General features: G+C 48.3%; 23 protein-coding genes. 11 read left to right on the top strand and 12 right to left on the bottom strand.

The annotated features are described in order from the left end of the window. Nucleotides 1–13: 13 nt before the first annotated feature. The 7 genes from murA to CWE08_RS02260 form a co-directional block, all read right to left on the bottom strand. A complete protein-coding gene (murA, locus tag CWE08_RS02290; RefSeq protein ID WP_126765201.1) occupies nucleotides 14–1,315 on the bottom strand; it encodes a UDP-N-acetylglucosamine 1-carboxyvinyltransferase in 1,302 nt (433 codons plus the stop codon). Nucleotides 1,316–1,326: 11 nt separating this feature from the next. Next, a complete protein-coding gene (locus CWE08_RS02285; RefSeq protein ID WP_126765199.1) occupies nucleotides 1,327–1,584 on the bottom strand; it encodes a BolA family protein in 258 nt (85 codons plus the stop codon). Nucleotides 1,585–1,599: 15 nt separating this feature from the next. Continuing rightward, nucleotides 1,600–1,914, bottom strand: coding sequence for an STAS domain-containing protein (locus CWE08_RS02280; RefSeq protein WP_126765197.1), 315 nt, complete (start codon nucleotides 1,912–1,914; stop codon nucleotides 1,600–1,602). 1 nt (nucleotide 1,915) lies between these two features. Beyond that, the gene (gene mlaD, locus CWE08_RS02275) at nucleotides 1,916–2,383 is read right to left on the bottom strand and encodes an outer membrane lipid asymmetry maintenance protein MlaD (protein WP_126765195.1); all 468 of its coding nucleotides are present in this window, start codon (nucleotides 2,381–2,383) and stop codon (nucleotides 1,916–1,918) included. A 3-nt stretch (nucleotides 2,384–2,386) separates the two neighbouring features. After that, nucleotides 2,387–3,160, bottom strand: a complete 774-nt coding sequence (gene mlaE, locus CWE08_RS02270) for a lipid asymmetry maintenance ABC transporter permease subunit MlaE (protein ID WP_126765193.1) — start codon at nucleotides 3,158–3,160, stop codon at nucleotides 2,387–2,389. Then, a complete protein-coding gene (locus CWE08_RS02265; RefSeq protein ID WP_126765191.1) occupies nucleotides 3,157–3,963 on the bottom strand; it encodes an ATP-binding cassette domain-containing protein in 807 nt (268 codons plus the stop codon). The genes mlaE and CWE08_RS02265 overlap by 4 nt, the downstream gene beginning before the upstream one ends. Nucleotides 3,964–4,050: 87 nt before the next feature. Further along, nucleotides 4,051–4,656, bottom strand: coding sequence for a TetR/AcrR family transcriptional regulator (locus tag CWE08_RS02260; protein ID WP_126765189.1), 606 nt, complete (start codon nucleotides 4,654–4,656; stop codon nucleotides 4,051–4,053). 248 nt (nucleotides 4,657–4,904) lie between these two features. Here CWE08_RS02260 and CWE08_RS02255 point away from each other — a divergent pair, with 248 nt between their 5' ends. From CWE08_RS02255 to CWE08_RS02210, 10 genes are all read left to right on the top strand, one after another. After that, the gene (locus tag CWE08_RS02255) at nucleotides 4,905–5,897 is read left to right on the top strand and encodes a KpsF/GutQ family sugar-phosphate isomerase (protein ID WP_126765188.1); all 993 of its coding nucleotides are present in this window, start codon (nucleotides 4,905–4,907) and stop codon (nucleotides 5,895–5,897) included. Next, on the top strand, nucleotides 5,897–6,466 hold the full coding sequence (gene kdsC, locus CWE08_RS02250) for a 3-deoxy-manno-octulosonate-8-phosphatase KdsC (protein WP_126765186.1): 570 nt from the start codon (nucleotides 5,897–5,899) through the stop codon (nucleotides 6,464–6,466). The genes CWE08_RS02255 and kdsC overlap by 1 nt, the downstream gene beginning before the upstream one ends. Next, on the top strand, nucleotides 6,463–7,056 hold the full coding sequence (lptC, locus tag CWE08_RS02245) for an LPS export ABC transporter periplasmic protein LptC (protein WP_126765184.1): 594 nt from the start codon (nucleotides 6,463–6,465) through the stop codon (nucleotides 7,054–7,056). Before kdsC ends, lptC begins: the two co-directional genes overlap by 4 nt. Then, nucleotides 7,016–7,666, top strand: coding sequence for a lipopolysaccharide transport periplasmic protein LptA (gene lptA / locus CWE08_RS02240; RefSeq protein WP_126765182.1), 651 nt, complete (start codon nucleotides 7,016–7,018; stop codon nucleotides 7,664–7,666). Before lptC ends, lptA begins: the two co-directional genes overlap by 41 nt. Nucleotides 7,667–7,668: 2 nt before the next feature. Beyond that, nucleotides 7,669–8,394 (top strand): LPS export ABC transporter ATP-binding protein, encoded by a 726-nt coding sequence (gene lptB, locus CWE08_RS02235; RefSeq protein WP_126765180.1) that lies wholly within the window; start codon nucleotides 7,669–7,671, stop codon nucleotides 8,392–8,394. A gap of 88 nt (nucleotides 8,395–8,482) precedes the next feature. After that, nucleotides 8,483–9,838 carry an RNA polymerase factor sigma-54 gene (locus tag CWE08_RS02230; protein ID WP_126765178.1) on the top strand — a complete coding sequence of 452 codons (1,356 nt, stop codon included), beginning with the start codon at nucleotides 8,483–8,485 and terminating at the stop codon, nucleotides 9,836–9,838. Nucleotides 9,839–9,862: 24 nt separating this feature from the next. After that, nucleotides 9,863–10,150 carry a ribosome hibernation promoting factor gene (gene hpf / locus CWE08_RS02225; protein ID WP_126765177.1) on the top strand — a complete coding sequence of 96 codons (288 nt, stop codon included), beginning with the start codon at nucleotides 9,863–9,865 and terminating at the stop codon, nucleotides 10,148–10,150. Nucleotides 10,151–10,154: 4 nt separating this feature from the next. Continuing rightward, on the top strand, nucleotides 10,155–10,625 hold the full coding sequence (gene ptsN / locus CWE08_RS02220; protein ID WP_126765175.1) for a PTS IIA-like nitrogen regulatory protein PtsN: 471 nt from the start codon (nucleotides 10,155–10,157) through the stop codon (nucleotides 10,623–10,625). Then, nucleotides 10,616–11,479: an RNase adapter RapZ gene (gene rapZ / locus CWE08_RS02215; protein WP_126765174.1), complete on the top strand. Its 864-nt coding sequence runs from the start codon at nucleotides 10,616–10,618 to the stop codon at nucleotides 11,477–11,479. The genes ptsN and rapZ overlap by 10 nt, the downstream gene beginning before the upstream one ends. Further along, nucleotides 11,466–11,741, top strand: coding sequence for an HPr family phosphocarrier protein (locus tag CWE08_RS02210; RefSeq protein ID WP_126765172.1), 276 nt, complete (start codon nucleotides 11,466–11,468; stop codon nucleotides 11,739–11,741). Before rapZ ends, CWE08_RS02210 begins: the two co-directional genes overlap by 14 nt. Before the next feature lie 4 nt (nucleotides 11,742–11,745). Here the strand turns inward: CWE08_RS02210 and pmbA are convergent, their stop codons facing one another. Further along, entirely contained in the window at nucleotides 11,746–13,128 is a 1,383-nt protein-coding gene (gene pmbA, locus CWE08_RS02205) for a metalloprotease PmbA (RefSeq protein WP_126765170.1), read from the bottom strand. A gap of 94 nt (nucleotides 13,129–13,222) precedes the next feature. Between pmbA and yjgA the strand changes: the two genes are divergently transcribed. After that, the gene (yjgA, locus tag CWE08_RS02200; RefSeq protein ID WP_126765168.1) at nucleotides 13,223–13,744 is read left to right on the top strand and encodes a ribosome biogenesis factor YjgA; all 522 of its coding nucleotides are present in this window, start codon (nucleotides 13,223–13,225) and stop codon (nucleotides 13,742–13,744) included. A gap of 78 nt (nucleotides 13,745–13,822) precedes the next feature. On the opposite strand, the gene tldD is transcribed toward yjgA, so the two are convergent. From tldD to rng, 4 genes are read right to left on the bottom strand one after another with little or no spacing between them, the layout of a single operon-like run. Then, nucleotides 13,823–15,301 (bottom strand): metalloprotease TldD, encoded by a 1,479-nt coding sequence (gene tldD, locus CWE08_RS02195; protein ID WP_420837070.1) that lies wholly within the window; start codon nucleotides 15,299–15,301, stop codon nucleotides 13,823–13,825. After that, nucleotides 15,297–16,154, bottom strand: a complete 858-nt coding sequence (locus CWE08_RS02190) for a carbon-nitrogen hydrolase family protein (RefSeq protein ID WP_126765164.1) — start codon at nucleotides 16,152–16,154, stop codon at nucleotides 15,297–15,299. The genes tldD and CWE08_RS02190 overlap by 5 nt, the downstream gene beginning before the upstream one ends. Beyond that, nucleotides 16,147–20,181 (bottom strand): YhdP family protein, encoded by a 4,035-nt coding sequence (locus tag CWE08_RS02185; RefSeq protein WP_126765162.1) that lies wholly within the window; start codon nucleotides 20,179–20,181, stop codon nucleotides 16,147–16,149. Before CWE08_RS02185 ends, CWE08_RS02190 begins: the two co-directional genes overlap by 8 nt. Continuing rightward, nucleotides 20,181–21,650 (bottom strand): ribonuclease G, encoded by a 1,470-nt coding sequence (gene rng / locus CWE08_RS02180; protein ID WP_126765160.1) that lies wholly within the window; start codon nucleotides 21,648–21,650, stop codon nucleotides 20,181–20,183. The genes CWE08_RS02185 and rng overlap by 1 nt, the downstream gene beginning before the upstream one ends. Nucleotides 21,651–21,652: the final 2 nt, after the last annotated feature.

Genomic DNA, 21,652 nt, shown 5'->3' with positions numbered 1-21,652 from the left:
AATAACCTGCTTATTAATCTTGTGTGCGCTTGATACGTGTTGGGCACATCTTCGCCCGCTCAATCTGCGCACCTAGGCCAGCTAATTTAGTTTCAATCGCTTCATAGCCCCGATCAATGTGATATACCCGTTCAACTTCAGTGGTACCTTGCGCCACCATGCCCGCAATCACTAGCGAAGCGGAAGCGCGCAAATCGGTGCACATAACTTGGGCGCCGGTGAGCTTTTCCACGCCAGTGCAAATGGCTGTGTTGCCTTCCAATTCGATGTTCGCACCCATGCGCCGCAGCTCAGGCACGTGCATGAATCGATTTTCAAAAATAGTTTCCCGCACCCAACACGTTCCCTCAGCAATACTATTCAAAGCAATAAACTGCGCCTGCATATCGGTTGGAAAAGCAGGATGCGGTGCCGTAACTACATTCACAGCGCGAGGCCTACCATGGCTGATAAGCTCTATCCAATCGGGGCCTTTGCGAATTTCCGCGCCCGCCTCGGTTAATTTTTTCAGCACTGAATCTAAAAAATCTGGATTCGTATGCGTGCATCTTATATGGCCTTGGGTAGCCAACGCCGCTACCAAAAACGTACCGGTTTCAATTCGATCGGGCAAAACTCTATATTCGCCGCCATGCAGCGATTCTACCCCATGAATCGTGATTGTATCACTGCCCGCATCGCGCACATCGGCGCCCAAAGCGTTTAAAAAGTTTGCTAAATCAATAATTTCTGGTTCGCGAGCGGCGTTTTCAATCACCGTAATGCCATTGGCTAACGCCGCCGCCATCATCAGATTTTCGGTACCGGTAACGCTCACCATATCCATAATGATGTGCGCACCCTGTAAACGGCCACCTAATGTTGCCGGTACATGAGCCTTGATGTAGCCATTTTCCACAACCACTTCCGCGCCCATTTGCCGCATCCCTTCAATGTGCAGATTTACCGGCCGAGCACCAATGGCGCAGCCGCCAGGCAAGGAAACTTCCGCTTTTCCACATTTCGCAAGTAATGGGCCGAGCACTAAGATTGAGGCCCGCATGGTTTTTACTAACTCATAGGGCGCAATGTGCCCATGCTCATCGGGCGGCGTAATTAAGTAGCTATTATCTGCCTCGCGCTGGTGCGGAATGCCTAGTTCAGCGAGCAAATCTAATGAGGTTTCCACATCTTGCAAGCGCGGCACGTTGTGAATCAGAACGCCGCTTTTAGCAAGAATAGAGGCCAGCAAAATCGGAAGGGCGGCGTTTTTTGCGCCAGATATACGCACATCGCCCGCTAAACGAGTGCCACCTTGAACAACTAATTTTTCCATTTTCTTTACACTCAGCTTGGCATATTAAGCAGTTTTTCACGCTGCCATTTTTCAGGAGTGTAGGTTTTAATGCTCAAAGCATGAATACTGCCATCGTGAATTTTATCGTTCAAAGGGCGGTAAATCATTTGTTGTTTCTTTACTGGAGAAAGGTCGGCGAACGCAGCACTCACTGCAATTACTTGAAAACTCTGGCCTTCACCGGTTACGTGCACTTCATCTAGTTCGAGCGCGGCTTGTAAAATCGCTTCGATATCTTTCGGGGTCATGAGCTTATCCGTTGGTTACTGTTCTGTATCTTCATAGCTTAACGAAAGCAGCTCGGTAACGCCACTCACCTCAGCAAATTGCCGCAGTTGATTGTTGGTATTACGTAAAGAGAGTGAGCGCTCGCTAGCAGAAAGCTCAGCAATTAATTGAATAAGCATGGCAATGCCAGAGGAATCCACCTGCTCTACACTGCTAAAATCCAAAACGAGTTCGCCACTCTCACCAAGCCAATCGTGGCGAGAGCGCCAGGCATCGCCCACGTTATCTCGGTTCAGCTTCCCAGCAACATGAACACCATCATCCTGCACTTCAAAACTCAAATCTGCCATCTTAATTGTCACCTTGGCTAAACAAGAATTGGCCGATAAGTTCCTCAAGCACCACTGCTGAATTGGTACTAAAAATTGAATCGCCGTCTTCTAAAACGAATACATCATCGTCCATAAAGCCGGGTTCTAAACCGATATACTGCTCGCCCAACAACCCTGAAGTAAGAATCGAAGCACTGCTAGTTTCTGGGAACTGAGAAAATGATTTACTAATCTGCAATTCCACTACGGCTTCAAAATACTCTGGATCCAGTTCAATATTTGCAACTCGGCCAACAACTACACCACCTACTTTCACTGGCGAACGAACTTTTAATCCACCAATATTATCGAAATTGGCATATAGCGTGTAAGTTTCGCCTCGCATAGCACTGCTTTGATTAGCCACCTGCAACGCTAAAAATATCAACGCTACTACCGCAGCCGAAATAAACACACCTACTAATAATTCAATTTTACGCGTTTCCATAAATCACCCGAACATCACTGCTGTCAAAACAAAATCCAAACCCAACACGGCTAGCGAGCTATACACTACAGTTTGTGTAGTGGCGGCGCTAATTCCCGGCGAGGTAGGTGCTGCGGTATAACCCTTGTAAAGCGCGATCCAGGTTACAACGATTGCGAATACTAAACTTTTAATAAAACCATTAAGAATATCGTTTTGCCACTCAACGCTGGCCTGCATCACCGACCAGAACGCACCATCATCGACCCCTAGCCACTGCACACCTACAAGGAAGCCGCCATAGATACCCACAGCACTAAACATCAGCGCCAGTAGCGGCATGCTGATAAAACCAGCCCAAAAGCGCGGTGCCACTACGCGGCGTAACGGGTCCACAGCCATCATTTCCAAGCTAGAAAGTTGTTCTGTAGCTCGCATTAGGCCAATTTCAGCTGTTAACGCCGAGCCCGCCCGGCCAGCAAACAAGAGCGCTGTAACTACCGGCCCCAATTCGCGCAGCAAGGATAACGCTACCATTGGCCCCAAGGCTTGCTCAGCACCAAAATCTACCAGAATGGTATAACCTTGCAGCCCCAGCACCATGCCGATAAACAAACCGGAAATGAGGATAATTAGCATCGATTGCACACCCACCACATACAACTGGCGAATGAGCAACGGGAACATTTTCCGTGGCTCTGGTTTACCCACTAAGGCTTGGAAAAGCATAATTGATGCCGCGCCTACGCCCTGCAAAATATTTAGGGTATTGCGGCCAATTTTAATAAAAAATGTCATTTCTTCTGGCCTCCTGCCAACAAATCACTTTCATACTCGGAGGCAGCATAATGGAATGGCACTGGGCCATCAGCTTCACCACGGAGAAACTGCTGCACTAAATCATTGCCATCTCGCTTTAACTCTTCCGGCGTTCCTTGCCCAACCACTGTTTTGTTCGCCAGTATCACCACATGATCTGCGATACTCATCACCTCATGAATATCATGGGAAACAACAATGGAAGTAAGCCCAAGGGTGCTATTTAAGGAGCGGATAAGCTTCACTAACATACCCATGGAAATAGGATCTTGCCCCGCGAACGGCTCATCGTACATGATAAGCTCTGGGTCGAGTGCTATCGAACGTGCCAGCGCGGCTCGCCTTGCCATCCCGCCGGATAACTCTTGTGGGAATAATTTCCCAGCGCCGCGCAAACCAACGGCCTCTAGCTTCATTTTCACCACAGTAGCGATAATGTTTTCCGGTAGGTTAGTGTGTTCCCGCAGCGGAAACGCCACGTTCTCAAACACGGTAATATCACTAAACAGCGCACCACTTTGAAACAACATACTCATACGCTTGCGCGCTTCGAATAATTGGTTTCGCCCAAGCTCGGTGATTTCATAATCGGCGAAGCGAATACTGCCCTTTTGTGGTTTTAATTGACCACCAATCAAACGCAAGAGTGTGGTTTTGCCGCAACCACTGGGCCCCATAATGGCCGTTACTTTACCCCGCGGCACTTGCACTGATACATCTTCATAAATCAAGGTATCGCCGCGCTTGAAATATATATCCTTTACTTCTACTAAATTGTCCACTTAGTGCCTCGTATGCCATTTCGCATTGCAGCTGATTATACCATTGATAAGGGTAACAGCGGCAACCTTCGTTCGGCTAAAGCCTATTTAGCCGAATACACTATCGGAATTATCTTTGGTTAAATCTGGCGCATCGAGTAAGGCCATCATTTCTGCAATAAACGCTTCCCGTTGCTCTGGGCTTTCGCTATCGAGCAAACCAAATTGCCGTAATAAACGATCGCCAACAGCAGCTTTCCAAACCGCTTGCGCACGCGCACCGCCACTTTCGCTGGCATTTAGCGTTGCCCACAGTTCTTCAAACTTGTGTTTTACCGGTTCTAACAAGGCCGGGTTATTTGCCGCTGCGGCAATAATCGCACTATCAACAGCCAGCATCGATTGCGGCACATTCAACTCACCAAGGATAACCGCTTTTATTTCCGCATTTGGCCCAGAAATACCCTCATTGATCAGCTCCTCCGTGCGCGCCTCGCGCATACCGATGTAGCGCTCCAACATGGCAACGATTAGGGCTTCCTTGCTGGCAAAGTGATACAGCAAACCGCCTTTGCTGATGCCTGTTTTCTCAGTTAACGAATCAAAGGTTAGATTCGAAGCGCCTTGCTCCTGCACCAGAAGTTCCGCTTGCTTGAGGATATAATCACGTTTGCTTGGTCTGCCGCCGCGATTTGTTTTCTTTACTGCTGTCATATTAGATACCCATTATGAAAACCGTCTATCCGGTAAACTATCATTACTTGGCCTTTTTCTCAAACAGCGAATCAGTGTTGCAATTGCATTCATTGAGAAACCACCAGAGAATAGCTGATTTAAGTGCAAGCGATGGTATACTTGCAGCATATTGGAAGCACACGAACATTGGCACAGCGAATATCGCGAGCGTGTACATAACGTGCCGAATAGCCAATGAATACGTTGCAAAAGAGGAATAGGGATCTATGGCTGAACATATCTCACCCGCATCTGCCGAAGGCTACATTTGGCAAGGCAAGCGGGTTCTAGAAATTGAAACTGCCGCAATTCAGGCAATGCAAACCGCAATTAATGATGATTTTGCCAATGCCTGCCAATTACTCATTCGCTGTAAAGGCCGTGTGGTTGTTACTGGTATGGGGAAATCTGGCCATATCGGCGGAAAGATCGCAGCTACCCTAGCCAGCACCGGCACCCCTGCATTTTTTGTGCACCCTGGCGAAGCGAGCCACGGTGATTTAGGTATGATCACGCCACAAGATACGGTAATCGCCATCTCGAATTCCGGTGAAACTCATGAAGTTTTGAGTATTCTGCCCGTGATCAAACGCCTTGGTGTTCCTTTAGTGGCGCTCACCGGGCAACCGGAATCAACCCTAGCTAAACTTGCTGATGTGCATTTAAACGTAGCGGTTAGTGAAGAGGCCTGCCCACTGGGTTTAGCGCCCACCGCAAGCACTACCGCAACCTTAGTAATGGGCGATGCGCTGGCGGTAGCCTTGCTGCACGCGCGTGGGTTTACTGCGAATGATTTTGCGCTTTCTCATCCCGGCGGTAGTTTAGGCAAACGCTTGCTGTTGCGAGTAAGCGATATTATGCATGCCGATGAGCGTGTGCCAAAAATTACAAGTGATGCCATCATCACCGAAGCACTATTGGAGATATCGCAAAAAGGCTTAGGCATGACAACCATCGTTGATGCCGAAAACCGTTTGCTGGGCCTATTCACCGATGGTGATTTGCGACGCATCCTTGATCAGCGCGTGGATATCCATCAAACCAAAATTGCTGAGGTAATGACCACAGGGTGTATCACCACAACACCTAATACCTTAGCGGCCGAAGCCCTCAAACTGATGGAAACGCGTAAAATTAATGGCTTGATTGTGTTAGATAAGGATAAAACCGTGGTTGGCGCTTTCAACATGCACGATCTCTTGCGGGCAGGGGTAATTTAATGAAATCAGCATCGAGTGCTTACGTCACAACTTGGTATGGTGATATCCATAACGATTTAATGGGCCGTTTTCGCGCGGTAAAATTACTGGTGTGCGATGTTGATGGCGTTTTTTCTGACGGCCGTATTTACCTCGGTGATCAAGGTGAGGAACTGAAAGCCTTTCATACTCGCGATGGCCTTGGGGTAAAGGCTTTATTAACGGCCGGCATCGAGGTTGCAGTGATTACCGGGCGATCTTCGAACATTGTGCAAAGCCGAATGCAGGCTTTAGGTGTAAAACACATTTACCAAGGGCAGCACAATAAAGCCGAGGCGTTAACGGAGTTGCAAGCAAATCTTGGCATCGGCCCAGAATACACCGCCAGTGTTGGTGATGATACGCCAGATTTAGCGCTTTTCGGCGGCTCACATTTGGCATTCAGTGTTTTTGATGGCCATCCGCAAGTGCAGCAGCGAGCGCATTACGTAACACAACAGCGCGGCGGTTTTGGCGCTGTACGTGAAATTGCTGATTTACTCTTATTGAGCCAAGGCTTGTTGCATCAGGTGCAGGAGAGTAGCACGTGAATCGGCGCAGCATCGTTATCATTCTTCTTCTGGCGTTAATCGCCGCCATCATTCTTTGGAATGCGTTTGATGATGAAGAAACTATCGAGCTTGACCAAAACAGTGAAGCCTTAATTCCCGATTTCACTGCTACCGGCTTGGAAACTCGAGTATTCGAATCCGATGGCCGCCTTGCGCAACAAATCCGCGCTGATCACATGGCTCATTTCAGTGCACTCAACCTCACTAACCTCGAAAACCCAGTTTATATCACTTATTTGGATGAACTAGCGGTGAATCCAGCGGAAACAGGCAGTATTTGGGAGGTATCGGCGAACACAGGTCGATACTATGAAGGTGAACGCCTAGAGCTAGAAGACAATGTATTAGTGCTGAATCTTTCGAATACGGGATACATCGATGAAATTCGAACTGATTTTATTTACATCGATTTACAAAATCGTACCATGCACACCGATTCCCCTGTTACCATTGAGGGTACGCAATTTATCGTTAACGGCAATGGCATGCGCGTTGATTTAGAAGCACAGCAACTGGAGCTTATCCATCATGTTGAAACCATTTACTATCCTCGCTCTGCTCGCCCTTAGCTTGGCGAGCGCAAGCGCGCAAGAGCCTTCAGCGCTGGAACAAGAGCCTTCAGCGCAGGAACAAGAGCCTTCAGCGGGGCAACAAGAGCCTTCAGCGCAGGAGCAAGAGCAACAGCCCGTAGCTGAAGCTTCCGAAAACGCACGCGGCACAACCCTAGCGCGGGATTTTGCCGCGCCAATTCGAATTCTAGCCGATAATGATCTTCTCGATTTAGCTGAAAACGTTTATCGGGCGAGCGGCAATGTGCGCATCACCCAAGGTAGCATGCGCATCACCGCCCACACGCTTTCAGTAACCGGCTTCGAAACCAACACCGGTGAAGATGAGCTGTTTATTTTAGAAGGTAATGGCGAAGGCCCTGCCACCTACGAACAAGAAATTGAGCCGGGCATGATTGTGAACGCGTATGCAAATCGTATTGAATACGATGCCACAAATCGTATATTGAAACTGGTAGGCGCCGCTGAATTAACTCAAGAGGGAAACTCAGTACGTGCCGAAAACATCACTTACTATGTAGAGACAATGCAAGTAAGCGCCACCCGCGGCGAAGAACAAGTAGAAACAATATTCCGGCCGCGTTCACGCACAGAAAATGAGCAAAATTAAGCATGACAACACTAAAAGCTAAGCACCTAGCGAAAGCTTATAAAGGCCGCAGCGTCGTTAAAGATGTAAGTATCGATGTTGCAGCAGGCCAAGTTGTTGGATTACTCGGCCCGAATGGCGCCGGTAAAACAACAACTTTCTATATGATCGTGGGCCTAGTTACCAACGATAATGGCCAGATTCTGCTTGATGATGAAGATATTACCTTGCTGCCGATGCATGCGCGAGCGCGCAAGGGCATTGGTTATTTGCCGCAAGAGGCCTCGGTATTTCGGAAGCTCAGTGTGCGCGATAATATTATGGCTATTTTGCAAACTCGCAAAGAGCTAAATAATAGCCAGCGCGAAGATAAGCTCGATGAGCTCGTGAACGAATTTCATATCAGCCATATCATCGATAATTTAGGCATGAGCTTATCTGGTGGTGAGCGACGGCGCGTTGAAATAGCCCGTGCCCTAGCCGCTGAACCAAAATTCATACTTCTTGATGAGCCTTTCGCCGGTGTTGACCCTATCTCGGTATTGGATATTAAAAAAATTATCCAACAACTCAGTGATCGCGGGATTGGCGTTTTGATAACTGATCACAATGTTCGAGAAACGCTCTCTGTGTGCGAAACTGCGTATATTGTGAGCCAAGGTAATCTGATTGCAAAAGGCACTGCCGATGAGGTTTTGGCCAATCAGCAAGTGAAAGACGTGTACTTAGGCGATCAATTCACCTTGTAATTTTTGCCAGTGCACCCATCATATAGGTATGCATCGTATTTGTAAGATACACTAAATTCACCCGCAAACAGCGAGAGATACGAAGTCAATGAAGCAAGGCTTGCAGCTGAAGTTTGGCCAAAACCTAACCATGACACCGCAGTTGCAACAAGCAATTCGGCTGTTACAGCTGTCGTCTTTAGAGCTGCAACAAGAAATTCAAGAGGCGCTGGAAAACAACCCATTACTGGAATTGCCCGAAGAAGAACACACGCCTAACTGGGAACAAAACTTGTCGGCCGGCATATCCACAAGCTCAGGCATCGCTGCCGAAGATGATTATATTTATCAAGGCGAAACTAACGAATCGCTGCAAGATTACCTACTTTGGCAAATGCGCCTTTCTCACTTCTCCGAAACCGATGAACAAATCGCATTAATCATCATCGATGCAATCGATGATAGTGGCTATTTAACGCAATCCCTTGATGAGGTTCTAGAAGCCGCACAACAGCAAGATGATGAAATAACCGGTGCTGAAGTTACCATGGTGTTAAAGCGCATTCAAAACTTCGAACCCATTGGTGTGGCATCACGCACAGTACGTGAGTGCTTACTACTGCAGCTCGAACAATTACCTAAAGATACTCCAGCACTCGCTGCCACAAAGAATGTAGTTGATAATTATCTGGATCTGCTTGGCAAGCACGATTATCGAACATTGGCACGAAAATCACGTTTAAAAGAAGCGGTTATTCGCGATGTTCTTGCACTTTTACAAAATTTAAATCCGCGACCGGGTGATAGTTTTTCTAGTGGCGATTCCAACTACGTTATTCCCGACATTCAGGTTCGCAAACATCAAGGCCGCTGGATTGCTGAACTTCACCCTGCCTCAGCACCTAGGTTGCGCGTAAACCAAACCTATGCAGCAATGGGAAGTAGTAAAAGTAACGAAAACTGTAGTAGTGGCGACGCAGAATATATCAAACAACACTTGCAAGAAGCGCGCTGGTTTATTAAAAGTATTGAAAGTAGAAATGAAACTTTACTTAAAGTTGCCCATTGTATCGTGCAACGACAACAGGCATTCTTTGAGTATGGTCCAGAATCAATGAAACCAATGATTCTAAGTGATGTCGCAGATAGTATAGATATGCATGAATCAACCATTTCGCGAGTAACCACGCAAAAGTTCATGCATTCCCCACAAGGTGTTTTTGAGCTGAAGTATTTTTTCTCTAGCCATGTCAGCACTGATGAAGGGGGCGAGTATTCATCTACTGCAATCCGAGCGTTAATTCGCAAGTTGATTGCAGCGGAGAATCCGGGGAAGCCATTAAGTGACAATAAACTTGCTCAATTATTGGCTGACCAGGGTATCCAAGTAGCAAGACGGACCATTGCGAAGTACCGGGAATCACTCAACATCCCGCCTTCGAGTCAACGGAAGAGTCTGCTTTAACTATCAATAGAAGGAAGATGTGCTATGCAAATTAATCTTACGGGTCACCATGTTGATATTACCGATGCTCTAAGAAACTATGTTGATACCAAATTCTCCAAGCTTGAGCGCCACTTCGACCACATCAATAATGTTCATGTGATTTTGAATGTTGAAAAACTTATGCAAAAAGCGGAAGCTACCCTACATCTAAACGGGGGTGAAGTTTTTGCCACATCAGAGCATCAAGATATGTATGCCGCAATCGATGGCCTGATCAACAAACTCGATCGCCAAGTTATTAAACACAAAGAAAAGTTGAGTAAGCACTAGGATCATGGAACTAAAAGATATCCTTAGCCCAGATAGTACGCGCGTTGCTGTGGAAGAAAGCAGCAAAAAGAAAATTCTTGAGCTCATCAGCCAAATGGTGGCGCCGAAATTAGCCGGGGTGAGTAAGGCTGATATTTTCGATAGTTTGTTGCAGCGAGAGCGCCTTGGCAGCACGGGTATTGGGCTGGGAATCGCAATCCCTCACGGCCGGCTGGAAAATGCCGGCCAACCGGTTGCGGCGTTAATTACCTTAGCGCAGCCAGTTGATTTTGATGCTATTGATAACCAACCAGTGGATATTATCTTTGCATTATTAGTACCCAAAGATAATCCGGAACTGCATTTACAAACCCTATCTGCAGTTGCCGCTAAACTAAATCAAAAGGATTGCTGCCGAGCGTTGCGGCATTCCACTTCTAGCGCTGAGCTCTATGAGCTCATCACAAAGGAATACACCGCCGATTCATGCAGTTAATTATCGTTAGTGGCCGTTCAGGCTCAGGCAAAACCGTAGCACTTCGAGCACTTGAAGATCTCGGCTACTACTGTGTTGATAACTTACCTGTGGCCTTGTTACCCACTTTGGTGCACACGGTAATTGAACGCTACGAAACCATTGCTATTAGCATCGATGTGCGCAATTTAGCAGCCGATAATAGTGAACTCAGCGATGCGCTTGAATTCCTTCCACACGATATAAAACCTGACATTCTGTTCCTCGATGCCAACGATGATGTGCTTATTCGCCGCTACGGTGAAACACGGCGTTTACACCCGTTGTCCCAGTCTGATTTAACCCTAGCTGATGCCATTCAGGCTGAAGGGCAGATTCTTGAACCCCTAGCGGCACAAGCCACCTGGCGCATCGATAGTAGCGAATTGAGCCTGCATGAGCTGATCGAGCAAGTTACGGAACGGGTTTTAGGCCGCAAACAAAACAAACTCATGCTGGTATTTATGTCGTTCGGATTTAAACATGGTATTCCAACAACTGCCGATACGGTATTCGATGCACGTATTCTGCCGAACCCCCACTGGGAGCCTGAATTACGCCAATATACCGGCCTTGATGCACCGGTTCAGCATTATTTGAGCCAGCAGCAACTAGTAACTAAGTTTATTTATCAAACCGAGAATTTTATCAGCACTTGGCTCCCTTATTTCCAACGCAGTAATCGTAGTTATCTTACCATCGCTGTTGGGTGTACTGGGGGCCAGCACCGCTCGGTTTATATTACCGAAAAATTAGCAGAAGGCATTGCCGCGCAACACCCGAATATCCGTATCAAACACCGTGAATTAGAAAGAAAAAACAATGCCAAACTTTAGCCGTACAGTAGAGATTCGTAATAAACTTGGGTTGCACGCGCGCGCAGCCACTAAACTTGCGCGTTTAGCAAATGAGTTTGAGGCTAAGGTGATTATTGCCCAGGATGGCAAGGAAGTAGATGCAGCCAGCGTGATGGGTTTAATGCTACTCGCAAGCCAACGTGGGAAAGAGATAGAAATTAAAGCCGCCGGCAAAGATGCTGAGGCGGCTTTAAATGCAATCAGCACGCTCATCGAAGAGCGTTTTCACGAAGACGAGTAGCCGGTTACGAACCGGCTATCTTCATATCAGCCAACAATACCGAACCACATTGCACGCCGTGCCGTGGGTCAACATCCGCCGACATTGCAACCATATTTTTAAACATATCGCGCAAATTACCGGCAATGGTCACTTCCGTTACCGGGAATTGAATCTCGCCATTTTCTACCCAGAATCCTGCCGCACCACGGCTATAATCGCCCGTAACTAAATTCACGCCTTGGCCCATTAATTCAGTTACTAAAAGGCCTTTGCCCATGCGTTTACACAGTGCAGCAAGATCGGCATCAAGTTGCGGCGCTTTCGCCTGCACAAACCAGTTATGAATCCCGCCTGCATGCCCGGTACTCTGCATACCTAGCTTGCGCGCTGCATAGCTGGTTAATAAATAAGTATCTAGCACCCCCGCGGTAACGATATCGCGCTCTTGGGTAGCAACGCCTTCGTGGTCAAACGGGCTTGTTGCCAAGCCACCGGGAATTAACGGGTTTTCATGAATACTTAACCATTCAGGGAAAATTTGTTGGCCTAAATGATCGAGTAAAAAGGTACTTTTTCGATACAAGTTGCCACCGCTAATCGCCCCAGCGAACTGGCCAAAAATACCATGGGCTAAATCTCGATGAAAAATAACCGGCGCTGAACAGGTAGGAATCGAGCGCGCGCCTAAACGCGCTACTGTGGCAGCTGCGGCTTCTGAAGCTACGGCCTCTGGGCTATTCAGTAAGCTCGGGTTGCGGGCCATAGTATAGGCATAATCGCGCTCCATTTTATCGCCCTCTTTGGCGATTGGCATGCAACTCAAGCTTTGCCGCGAACTCATGTAGTGGCCGAGGAACCCATGGCTATTGCCATACACGCGAAAACCGCAATGGCTCGAATAATGTGCGCCATCAGAGTTCACGATCCGCGAATCTGCCGCCAGCATAGTTTTTTCACACACAAGTGCTTGCTCGGCTGCATAATCCGGTGATTGATTCGCCGCATAAAAGAGCTCAGGGTCTTGATAACCATTTGCCATTAAAGCCTTATCTGCAAGCCCGGAACAAGCATCAGCTTCCGTCCAACGCGCTATTGCATCCGCTTTTTCCACCGCAATCAGAACCGCATCGGCAGATAAATCAGAGGTGCTCGCACTGCCTTTACTTTGGCCCCGATATACCGTGATACCCAACGAGCCATCTTGGTTAAATTCTACGGTTTCAATCTCTTCCAAACGCGTGCTTACACTTAAACCACGGCTGTGTGCCAAGGCACACTCAGCCGCCGAGGCACCACGCTTTTTTGCCGCAGCTAAGGCAGCTTCAACTGCCGTTACCGCCCTCTCTAAATCTGGTTGTAACTGTTCCCGTGATGTTAAGCCTGTGGTGTTATTTAAATTAGCCAAAAAAAACCTCAAATATTATGGTGAACGGCCGGTATATCACCGAAGCCTGCTTCCTGATAAACTTAGCGCATTGAATAGTTAGGTGAACCTGAACATGCAACGCGATAACCAAGATGAACATTTAGATGATGGCGAACTCAGTAAAACACAACTGAAGCGCCATTCCCAAGAGATGCACGATCTCGGCGTAAAACTGGTAAAACTTGGCAGTAACGCACTCAAACAAATACCGCTCGATGATGAAACCGCCGCAGCGGTAAAGCTTGCTAAAAAAATCGAACACAAACGCGAGGGCTATCGCCGCCAACTTCAACTCGTTGCCAAGCTTTTGCGCAATCGTGAAGTAGGTCCTATCTTGGCCGCCATTGATGAACTAGAAAACAAAGCCCTGTATCAGGCCGCCCATTTTCATGCCCTTGAACAATGGCGTGATCGAATCATCCAACAAGGCGATGATGCGATTCAGGCGCTACTTGAAAAGTATCCTCACGGCGATCGCCAACAGTTGCGCCAATACGCTCGGCAAGCCGCTAAAGAACAAGAGCAAAACAAGCCACCTGCGGCTTCACGCGCCTTGTTTAAATACATCCGCACACTCAGCGAAACGGCAAAATAAACAAGTAATTCAATCTAGAACAAACGGCGCTCAAGTGCTCGGCCCAATACTAGGCACCGTGCGCCACATTCAACTCCGTTATTCCGTCCCGCCTACTGTCATGTTGTCAATTTTTAAGGTTGGTTGCCCTACTCCAACCGGTAAACTTTGGCCATCTTTACCACACACACCAATGCCGGTATCTAGCGCTAAATCATTACCAACCATAGATACCGCTGCCATTGCTTCCGGGCCATTGCCAATCAACGTGGCCCCTTTCAACGGCGCCGTAATCTTGCCATCTTCAATTAAATAAGCTTCCGAGGCCGAAAATACAAACTTGCCGGAAGTAATATCTACTTGGCCACCAGAAAACTGGGGCGCAAAGATACCGCGTTTAACCGAAGCGATTATTTCCTCTTGGCTTTTATCGCCACCGAGCATGTAAGTGTTGGTCATGCGCGGCATCGGTAAGTGTGCGTATGATTCGCGGCGGCCATTGCCCGTAGGCGCTACGCCCATTAAGCGCGCATTCAGTTTATCCTGCATGTAACCCACTAAACGGCCATCTTCAATGAGCACATTGTATTGGCTCGGCGTGCCTTCATCATCCACGCTCAAAGAACCGCGGCGATTAGCAATGGTGCCATCATCTACAATAGTGCAACCCTTTGCCGCCACTTGCTCGCCAATACGGCCGCTATATGAAGAAGCGCCTTTACGGTTAAAATCACCTTCTAAACCATGGCCCACGGCTTCATGTAAAAGTACGCCTGGCCAACCGGCACCCAACACCACCGGCATAGTACCCGCCGGCGCAGGTTTTGCCTCTAACATAATCAATGCTTGCCGAACGGCTTCATCAACATAGCTCAAGTAACGCACCTTATCGGCACCACGTTCCTGTTTCAGCGAATCCGTATCCAAAAACACAGGCTGCATAAAATAGTGATAATCAACTCGGCCACCACCGCCAGAAGAACCTCGCTCCCGGCGGCCATTTTGTTCCGCCAAAACGCTGCAATTCAAACGCACTAATGGCCTGATATCGCTCGCTAAAGTGCCATCGGTAGCCGCCACTAAAATATGCTCATAGGTGCCGGTAAGGCTTACCGAAACTTCTTGAATACGCGGATCCAGCTTACGCGCGTATTTATCCATAGTTTGCAGAAGATCAATTTTCTTCTGCTCAGAAAAACTATCGAGCGGATTATCAAGCGCATATAGCGATGTTACCGGCCCTGAATTTAAATCGGCTACCGTGCGATTCGCCCCTTGATCGGCAATGCCACGAGCGGCTTGCGATGCCCGTTTAAGGGCCGCAGGATCGATACTATCCGCGTAAGCAAAGCCAGTTTTCTCGCCACTAATGGCGCGAACGCCCAAGCCGCGCTCAATATTGAAACTACCACTTTTTACAATGCCATCTTCCAACACCCAAGCTTCATGAATACTGCTTTGCAAATAAATATCGGCGTAATCAATGCTACCGCTATAAATACTTTGTAAGCTCTGTTGCAAGGCGCTGTAATCAAGCTCAGCATTGTGCAATAAGTGGTCGGCCACCTGCGTATTAATCATTTAAAAAACGTACCTCAAACTGATTGTGTTGCTGCACGGGCATGCGCTCGCGCAGTTCTTCTAATTCGTTAAAATTCGGCGTAAAACTAATAAACCCAGGCTCCGAACCTAGCGCTGTAACCACCCGGCCCCAAGGATCAACTACCATACTGTGGCCCCAGGTTTCGCGGCCATCATCGTGCGTTCCGGTTTGATTCGGCGCCAGCATGTAAACTTGATTTTCAATAGCTCGCGCTTGTAATAGCGGCAACCAATGAGCTTCGCCAGTTACTTTGGTGAACGCAGAAGGTAAACTGATAAGTTGTGCGCCTTTTGTGCGTAGCGCCCGGAACATTTCTGGAAAACGTAAATCGTAGCAAACCGCCAGCCCTAATTTACCAAAGGGCGTATCCACCACCACGAGCTTGTTTCCGGGCTGCGTAAATGCAGATTCCCGATAAGTTTTCGTATTATCTTGTACGTTGGCATCAAACAAATGGATTTTATCATACCGCGCGGCTAACTGCCCTTGCGCATCAAATAACAAGGAAGCTGCACAGTAACGTTCACCACCTCGAATTGGCATAGTACCGGCAAGAATCCAAATATCATAACGCTGGCAACACTCCATAAGGAAATCCTGTACCGGGCCATGCCCTATAGTTTCAGCATATTTTCCCTGCACCGCCTCGCCGGCTCCAAAGCGCGGAAACGCTTCCGGCAAAATAACTAAGTGAGGGTTGTTACCCCGAGCATTTGCACTTTTGGCTATTTCCGCAAAGGCTTGCTCTAAATAAGCCTTATTAGCGCCCCAATCAGCCCGTGATGTCCACTGTAACAGGGTAATTAGAGGTGTTGATGAATCACTCATTGCCGCCTCCTTGATTGTTGCTTTCAGGATCTCGCGTTGCGCCGCCTTGCTCTCGCTGTGCCTCGGTATTCGCAGGCAGCTCCGGAGGTAGAACGTCCTCAGCCATTTCCGGTAACTCAACCTCGGTGCTATCCCGCTGTACTTCCGTTACTATTGGATCTTGCATCGTGCCCGTTACTTCATACTCCAAACGCGAAATTACTTCCGCATCGTGCAACATCCGATCCAGCACCAGAGCCGCGATACCACTTGGTGGGTTCACCATGAAGGCAAGCAGCACCGGTAAACTCGAAGTTACCTTAGGCACATAGCTTAAACGGTAATTAAGTTGTTCATCCACCAAGTTGGTGGAACCTGAAACCGTCATGTCGCCGGCAGAACCATTCATGCGCGTGTTTTCAGTTCGAATTACGCCATTTTCAAGGGTTAATGTGCCTCCAAACGAGGAATAAAACATACCGCGAGCAAAAATATCACGGAAATCGAGCGCAAACTTACGCAACACACTTTCTAAGCTAAGAATGGAAAGCAAACGCGCCCCACCATCGGAAACATCACGCAAATAACCAGCGCCCAGCGCCCAATTTACTTCGCCTCGCAGTGTTTCTTTGTTCCAATCTTGGAGGGCGCCATCCCAACCCAAATCGAAACGAAAATCAGCGGAAGAATCGCGCACCACTGAATTAAAGCCAAGCTCGCTCAAATAAGAGCCTACATTGTTGCTTACAAAGGTTCCTTGCAGCGCAGTTTGCATGGCTTCGCCCTCGCCAGACCAGCCGCCGCTCGCTTGCAAAACTGTGCTGCCCTTGCGAATTTCAAATTGCCGCACCTGTTGCTCACCGTTAGCAGGCTCTAAACGCAACGCAACTTGGCCAAGCTCACGGCCTTGATAACGGCAAATGCGGCAGGTGAAAATGATCGGTGGCATGCTATTTAGCCAAGAACGATCCGCAATCACCCGCTCTTCCGAGTTAACTTCTGGCGGCCGGTTCAATTCAAGAAAATCAGCGGCTACGGTTAACTGCCCAGAACCAATAGTGCTCCAATCAATCCGCGCGCGGCCATTTTCCGCATCCACATCTAACAGCCAGCCATCACCACTGCTGCGGCCCTCAATTTCAGTGTTGCGAAAATCTTGGCCAAACCACTGCAAGCTAGAAACTTGTGCATCTACTCGAGATAAAGGCGGTACCGGCGAAGCTTTTGTAGGTTCTGCGCCGGCACTGGCCGCCACCTCACCGAGATTATCGCTCACATCATCCAAACCTACAGCGTCCAAACTTAAATTCGCACTAGCAACCACTTCAGCTGGGGCAGGAATGGCGCGGCCGAGGGATACAATAATAGGCAACCAATCACCTAGCTCTGCTTCCGCTAAACCGGCCATAATGCGAAAACCATTTTCTGGCCGTGCACCCACTGTATAGGGGCTATCACCAATTTGTAATTCCAGGGCTTGAAACGCGCCGGAGCCGATGCGCATATCGCCACGCAAAGCGAATACCTCAGGGCTACTAGCATTTGCGCGCAAACGCTCCTGGTTACCGGTAACTTCTACGGTTAAGTTGCGTGCTTCACCCGCCGTTTTCGCAAACGGCTTGGGCAACAACAAATCTGTAGCCGCTAAATCTGCATCCATCAACCACTGATAATTATAGCCAGCGCCACCAGCGAGCAAATTCAAATTAAAATCGGCGTTCCAAGCAAACTCGCCCTGTAATTGCTGAATCAGTGGAATATTCGCGTGTTCTTCGTGTATCGCTGGTGCTTGCCAATTAGCATCCACTTTAGCGGCTATTTGATAATCACGCTGGCCGCTTTCGTTGCTTTCAGCCAGTCCGCCCGTAAGCTCAACCTGAACGGGTAGCGCAAACAGCGAGGCACCCTCAGCTACAAAATTGATATCGGCATTATCAAAGGTAAGATAGCCATCAATATCCCGAAGCCATAAATTCACCGGCTGAATATAGATATCTTGTTCCACAAGGTTCACGCGCCCTTGAGCTTTAACCTGCGGGCGTTGGCCAACCAAGGGAATATCTAAGGTAAAGGCGCCTGTTAGCGCACCATTTGGCTGCACCCGTTCAAGGGCCGCGCCCACGCTATTTGCTAATGGGCTTTGCAAAAAGAGTTCCTGTAATTGCCCTCCCTCAGCCGCCACATCAGCCGCAATATGCAAATGGCGCTCGCCACCACTCAGATTCGAAATCGTTGCATCTACTTCGGTAAGGGGAATATCCAATAACTGGCCACCGCGCGCATTAATCGCTAATTCATTACCGGCGAAGGTGAGTTCGGCACGGGTTCCCATCACTGCTGGCCAGTTGGGTTGAAAGCGATAATCCATATCATTGATTAACGCGTGAGCCTGTAATACGCCCTCATTCTCGGTGTAAGGAAAACGGCCAACGGGCCCACGCCACACCATGCTCAAACTATCAACTTCACCATCGAGCAAGGAATTATTTAAGTAGTTGCCTAAGCGTTCACCCAATTGCAGTGGCAACAAGGAAACCACATCCAACACGGCCATGCCCGAAGTGCCGCCGTTGATCAGCCAATCCACTTCCACCGGTTCATTTGGTGCGCCAGTAAAGCGCATTTGTTGGCTAATATCAGCCCCAGGTAGGCTAAAAAGCGCTTCTTCAACATCGAGCTCCCAATGCCCTTGATCTTGCAACCAACCACCTGAAACCATTACTTCATTCAGCACTTTGGCATCGTTATAGGTTGCCGGCGAGCTTAAACTTACCGAATCGCCCTGCAGTTCGAACCTTCCCTCAGAAAGGGTGCTCCACACTTCCATTTGTAGGCCATTAATACCCGGAATACCCCGGTGCGGCTGCCAACGAATATCGCTACCGCGCCCGTACAACTGCCAATCACGATCTGCATCCAAGCGAATCTGCACAGAATCGAGCCAACCTTGCAGTTGCAACCCATCGGCCCAATCCCCAAGGGCTATACCCGGTGCACCGAAGAGATTCCAAACTGGGCCAAAATCAATCAGTTCGATATCATTTAAATTCCACAGGTGCTCACCCTCGCGATACTGCCAGGTAACTTGTTCAAGGCGCCATTCCTGTTCATCAATTCTGGCTACCATAGGGTTTGAATTTAAAATCCAACCACCGGGTTCAGGGAATAATGTCCATACAGTGGGGGTTGTAATTAGTTGATGAAGCTCATCGCCTCGGCGCCAAGCTAGCGTATTTTCCGCAAACCGAACTTGCCCCTCACCAAACTGGCCATTCTCAAAATCTAACCAAGCTTGTAAATTAAACTCAGCCCGCTCAACGGAAGACGTTTGGGTGATCTCCTGCAACCAAGGCGAAACATCTAACTGCTGCGCTTCTACATACAAACTACCACTCACTTCAGCGAAAGCCTCACCATACACATCAAGCACAAAATCTAACGAATTGCTGGTAATATCAGGAATACGAAACAAACCTGTGGCTTGTTTTAGTAGCGCATCGCGGCGCCATTGCAGCTGTTCAATTTCAATAGCCCGTGGCTCTTGCTCGCCAATGTGTAAACGCACCAAGCTATCATGCAACTGGAAACGTTCTAATTGCTGAAACAATAAGCGTTCAAGGGGTTCTTGTAGCTCAGCTAATACATTACTTTCGCCGTTGCTACCTTGGTAATAAACATCCAGCTCCATGCCGGTTAGGGAAAAGTGATTCAGCAGCACTTGCCGTTGCAGCAAGCTATTCCAAAAATCGATACCCACAGCAAGGGTGCCAATCGCTACACGAGCCTCAGCGCCTTCATTCACCACAAGCTCGAGATCTTCAAGCACGAGGGCTGGGCCAATGCCATTCCAGGTGGCGCTTAAGCTGCCAATTTGCACTTCTTGATTAAAACGCTCACTCAGCTGCTGTTCAATGTCAGTTCGATAATAATCAAGATAAGGCAGGCTAAAGCGAACAATGCTGAGAAGCACGGCAAGGCCCACCAAGATAACGGCGGCAGTGAGCCACAATTTTCTAATTACAAAACTTAGGGTACTTCTTACATTCACTACATCATCACCACATCAAATTGTTCTTGATGGTACAAAGGCTCAATTTGAACTTTAATTTGCTTACCCACAAATACTTCTAGCTCTGCCAATCCATGGGATTCCTCGTTCAGTAGGCGTTCCGCTACTGCTGCCGAGGCATACACCACAAACTGATCCGCAGCGTAGGCGCGGTTTACTCGCACAATTTCGCGCATAATTTCATAACACACGGTTTCTACTGTTTTCATTGAACCGCGGCCCTTACAAACCGGGCACTCGCAACTTAAGATATGCTCTAGGCTTTCGCGAGTGCGTTTGCGCGTTAACTCTACTAAACCCAACGATGTAAAGCCGGAAATACTGGTTTTCGCATGATCTTTCGCCAAAGCTAATTCCAAACTATGAAGCACGCGGCGTTTGTGATCATCATTTTGCATATCAATAAAATCGATAATAATGATGCCGCCGAGATTTCGTAACCTGAGTTGCCGCGCAATGGCTTGGGTTGCTTCTGTATTCGTATTGAAAATGGTTTCTTCTAAATTCCGATGCCCAACAAACGCCCCGGTATTAATATCAATGGTGGTCATGGCTTCGGTTTGATCGATCACCAATGTGCCGCCCGATTTCAACTGCACGCGGCGATCGAGGGCGCGCTGAATTTCATTTTCCACATCGAACAAATCGAAAATTGGCCGTTCGCCCTCGTAATATTCCAAACGCGGCGCTAACTGCGGTACAAATTCTTCAACAAATTCGTGCAGCAACTGAAAACTTAGACGCGAATCAACACGAATTCGTTCAATTTCAACGCCCACAAAATCTCTAAGAATTCGAGCTGCAAGGTTCAAATCCTCGTAGAGCACCCCACCTTTGGCATGTTTCTTCTTCCGCTCTTGGATTTTCCCCCAGAGCTTGCGCAAAAATAGGGCATCTTGTTCGAGCGCCTCTTTTGCCGCGCCCTCAGCGGCGGTACGAACAATAAAGCCGATGTTTTCATCGCTAAATTGGGTTACCACACTGCGCAAGCGATCGCGCTCCGGCTCACTTTCAATACGCTGAGAAACGCCCACGTGATTAGAACGCGGCATTAACACTAAATAACGTGAGGGAATGGTGATATCAGTGGTTAAACGAGCACCTTTGGTACCAAGCGGATCTTTCACCACTTGCACCATAATATGCTGGCCTTGGCGCACTAAGCGGGAAATATCTGGTGAGGGCAGCTGATCGCGATCAAGTTCTTCCACATTATCAATGCGCGTAATGATATCGGAAGCGTGAAGAAACGCAGCTTTATCAAGGCCAATATCCACAAATGCTGCTTGCATACCCGGAAGCACGCGGTTCACCTTGCCAACATATACATTGCCCACTAAGCCACGCCGCTCTTGGCGCTCAATATGCACCTCTTGCAAAATGCCATTTTCCACCAAAGCCACTCGGGTTTCGCTAGGGGTTACATTTACTAATATTTCCGCGCTCATTT

The sequence above is a fragment of the Aliidiomarina iranensis genome (genome assembly GCF_003987135.1).
In the GTDB taxonomy this organism is placed as follows: Bacteria; Pseudomonadota; Gammaproteobacteria; order Enterobacterales; family Alteromonadaceae; genus Aliidiomarina; species Aliidiomarina iranensis.
This window is presented reverse-complemented; position numbering and strand designations above follow the sequence as displayed.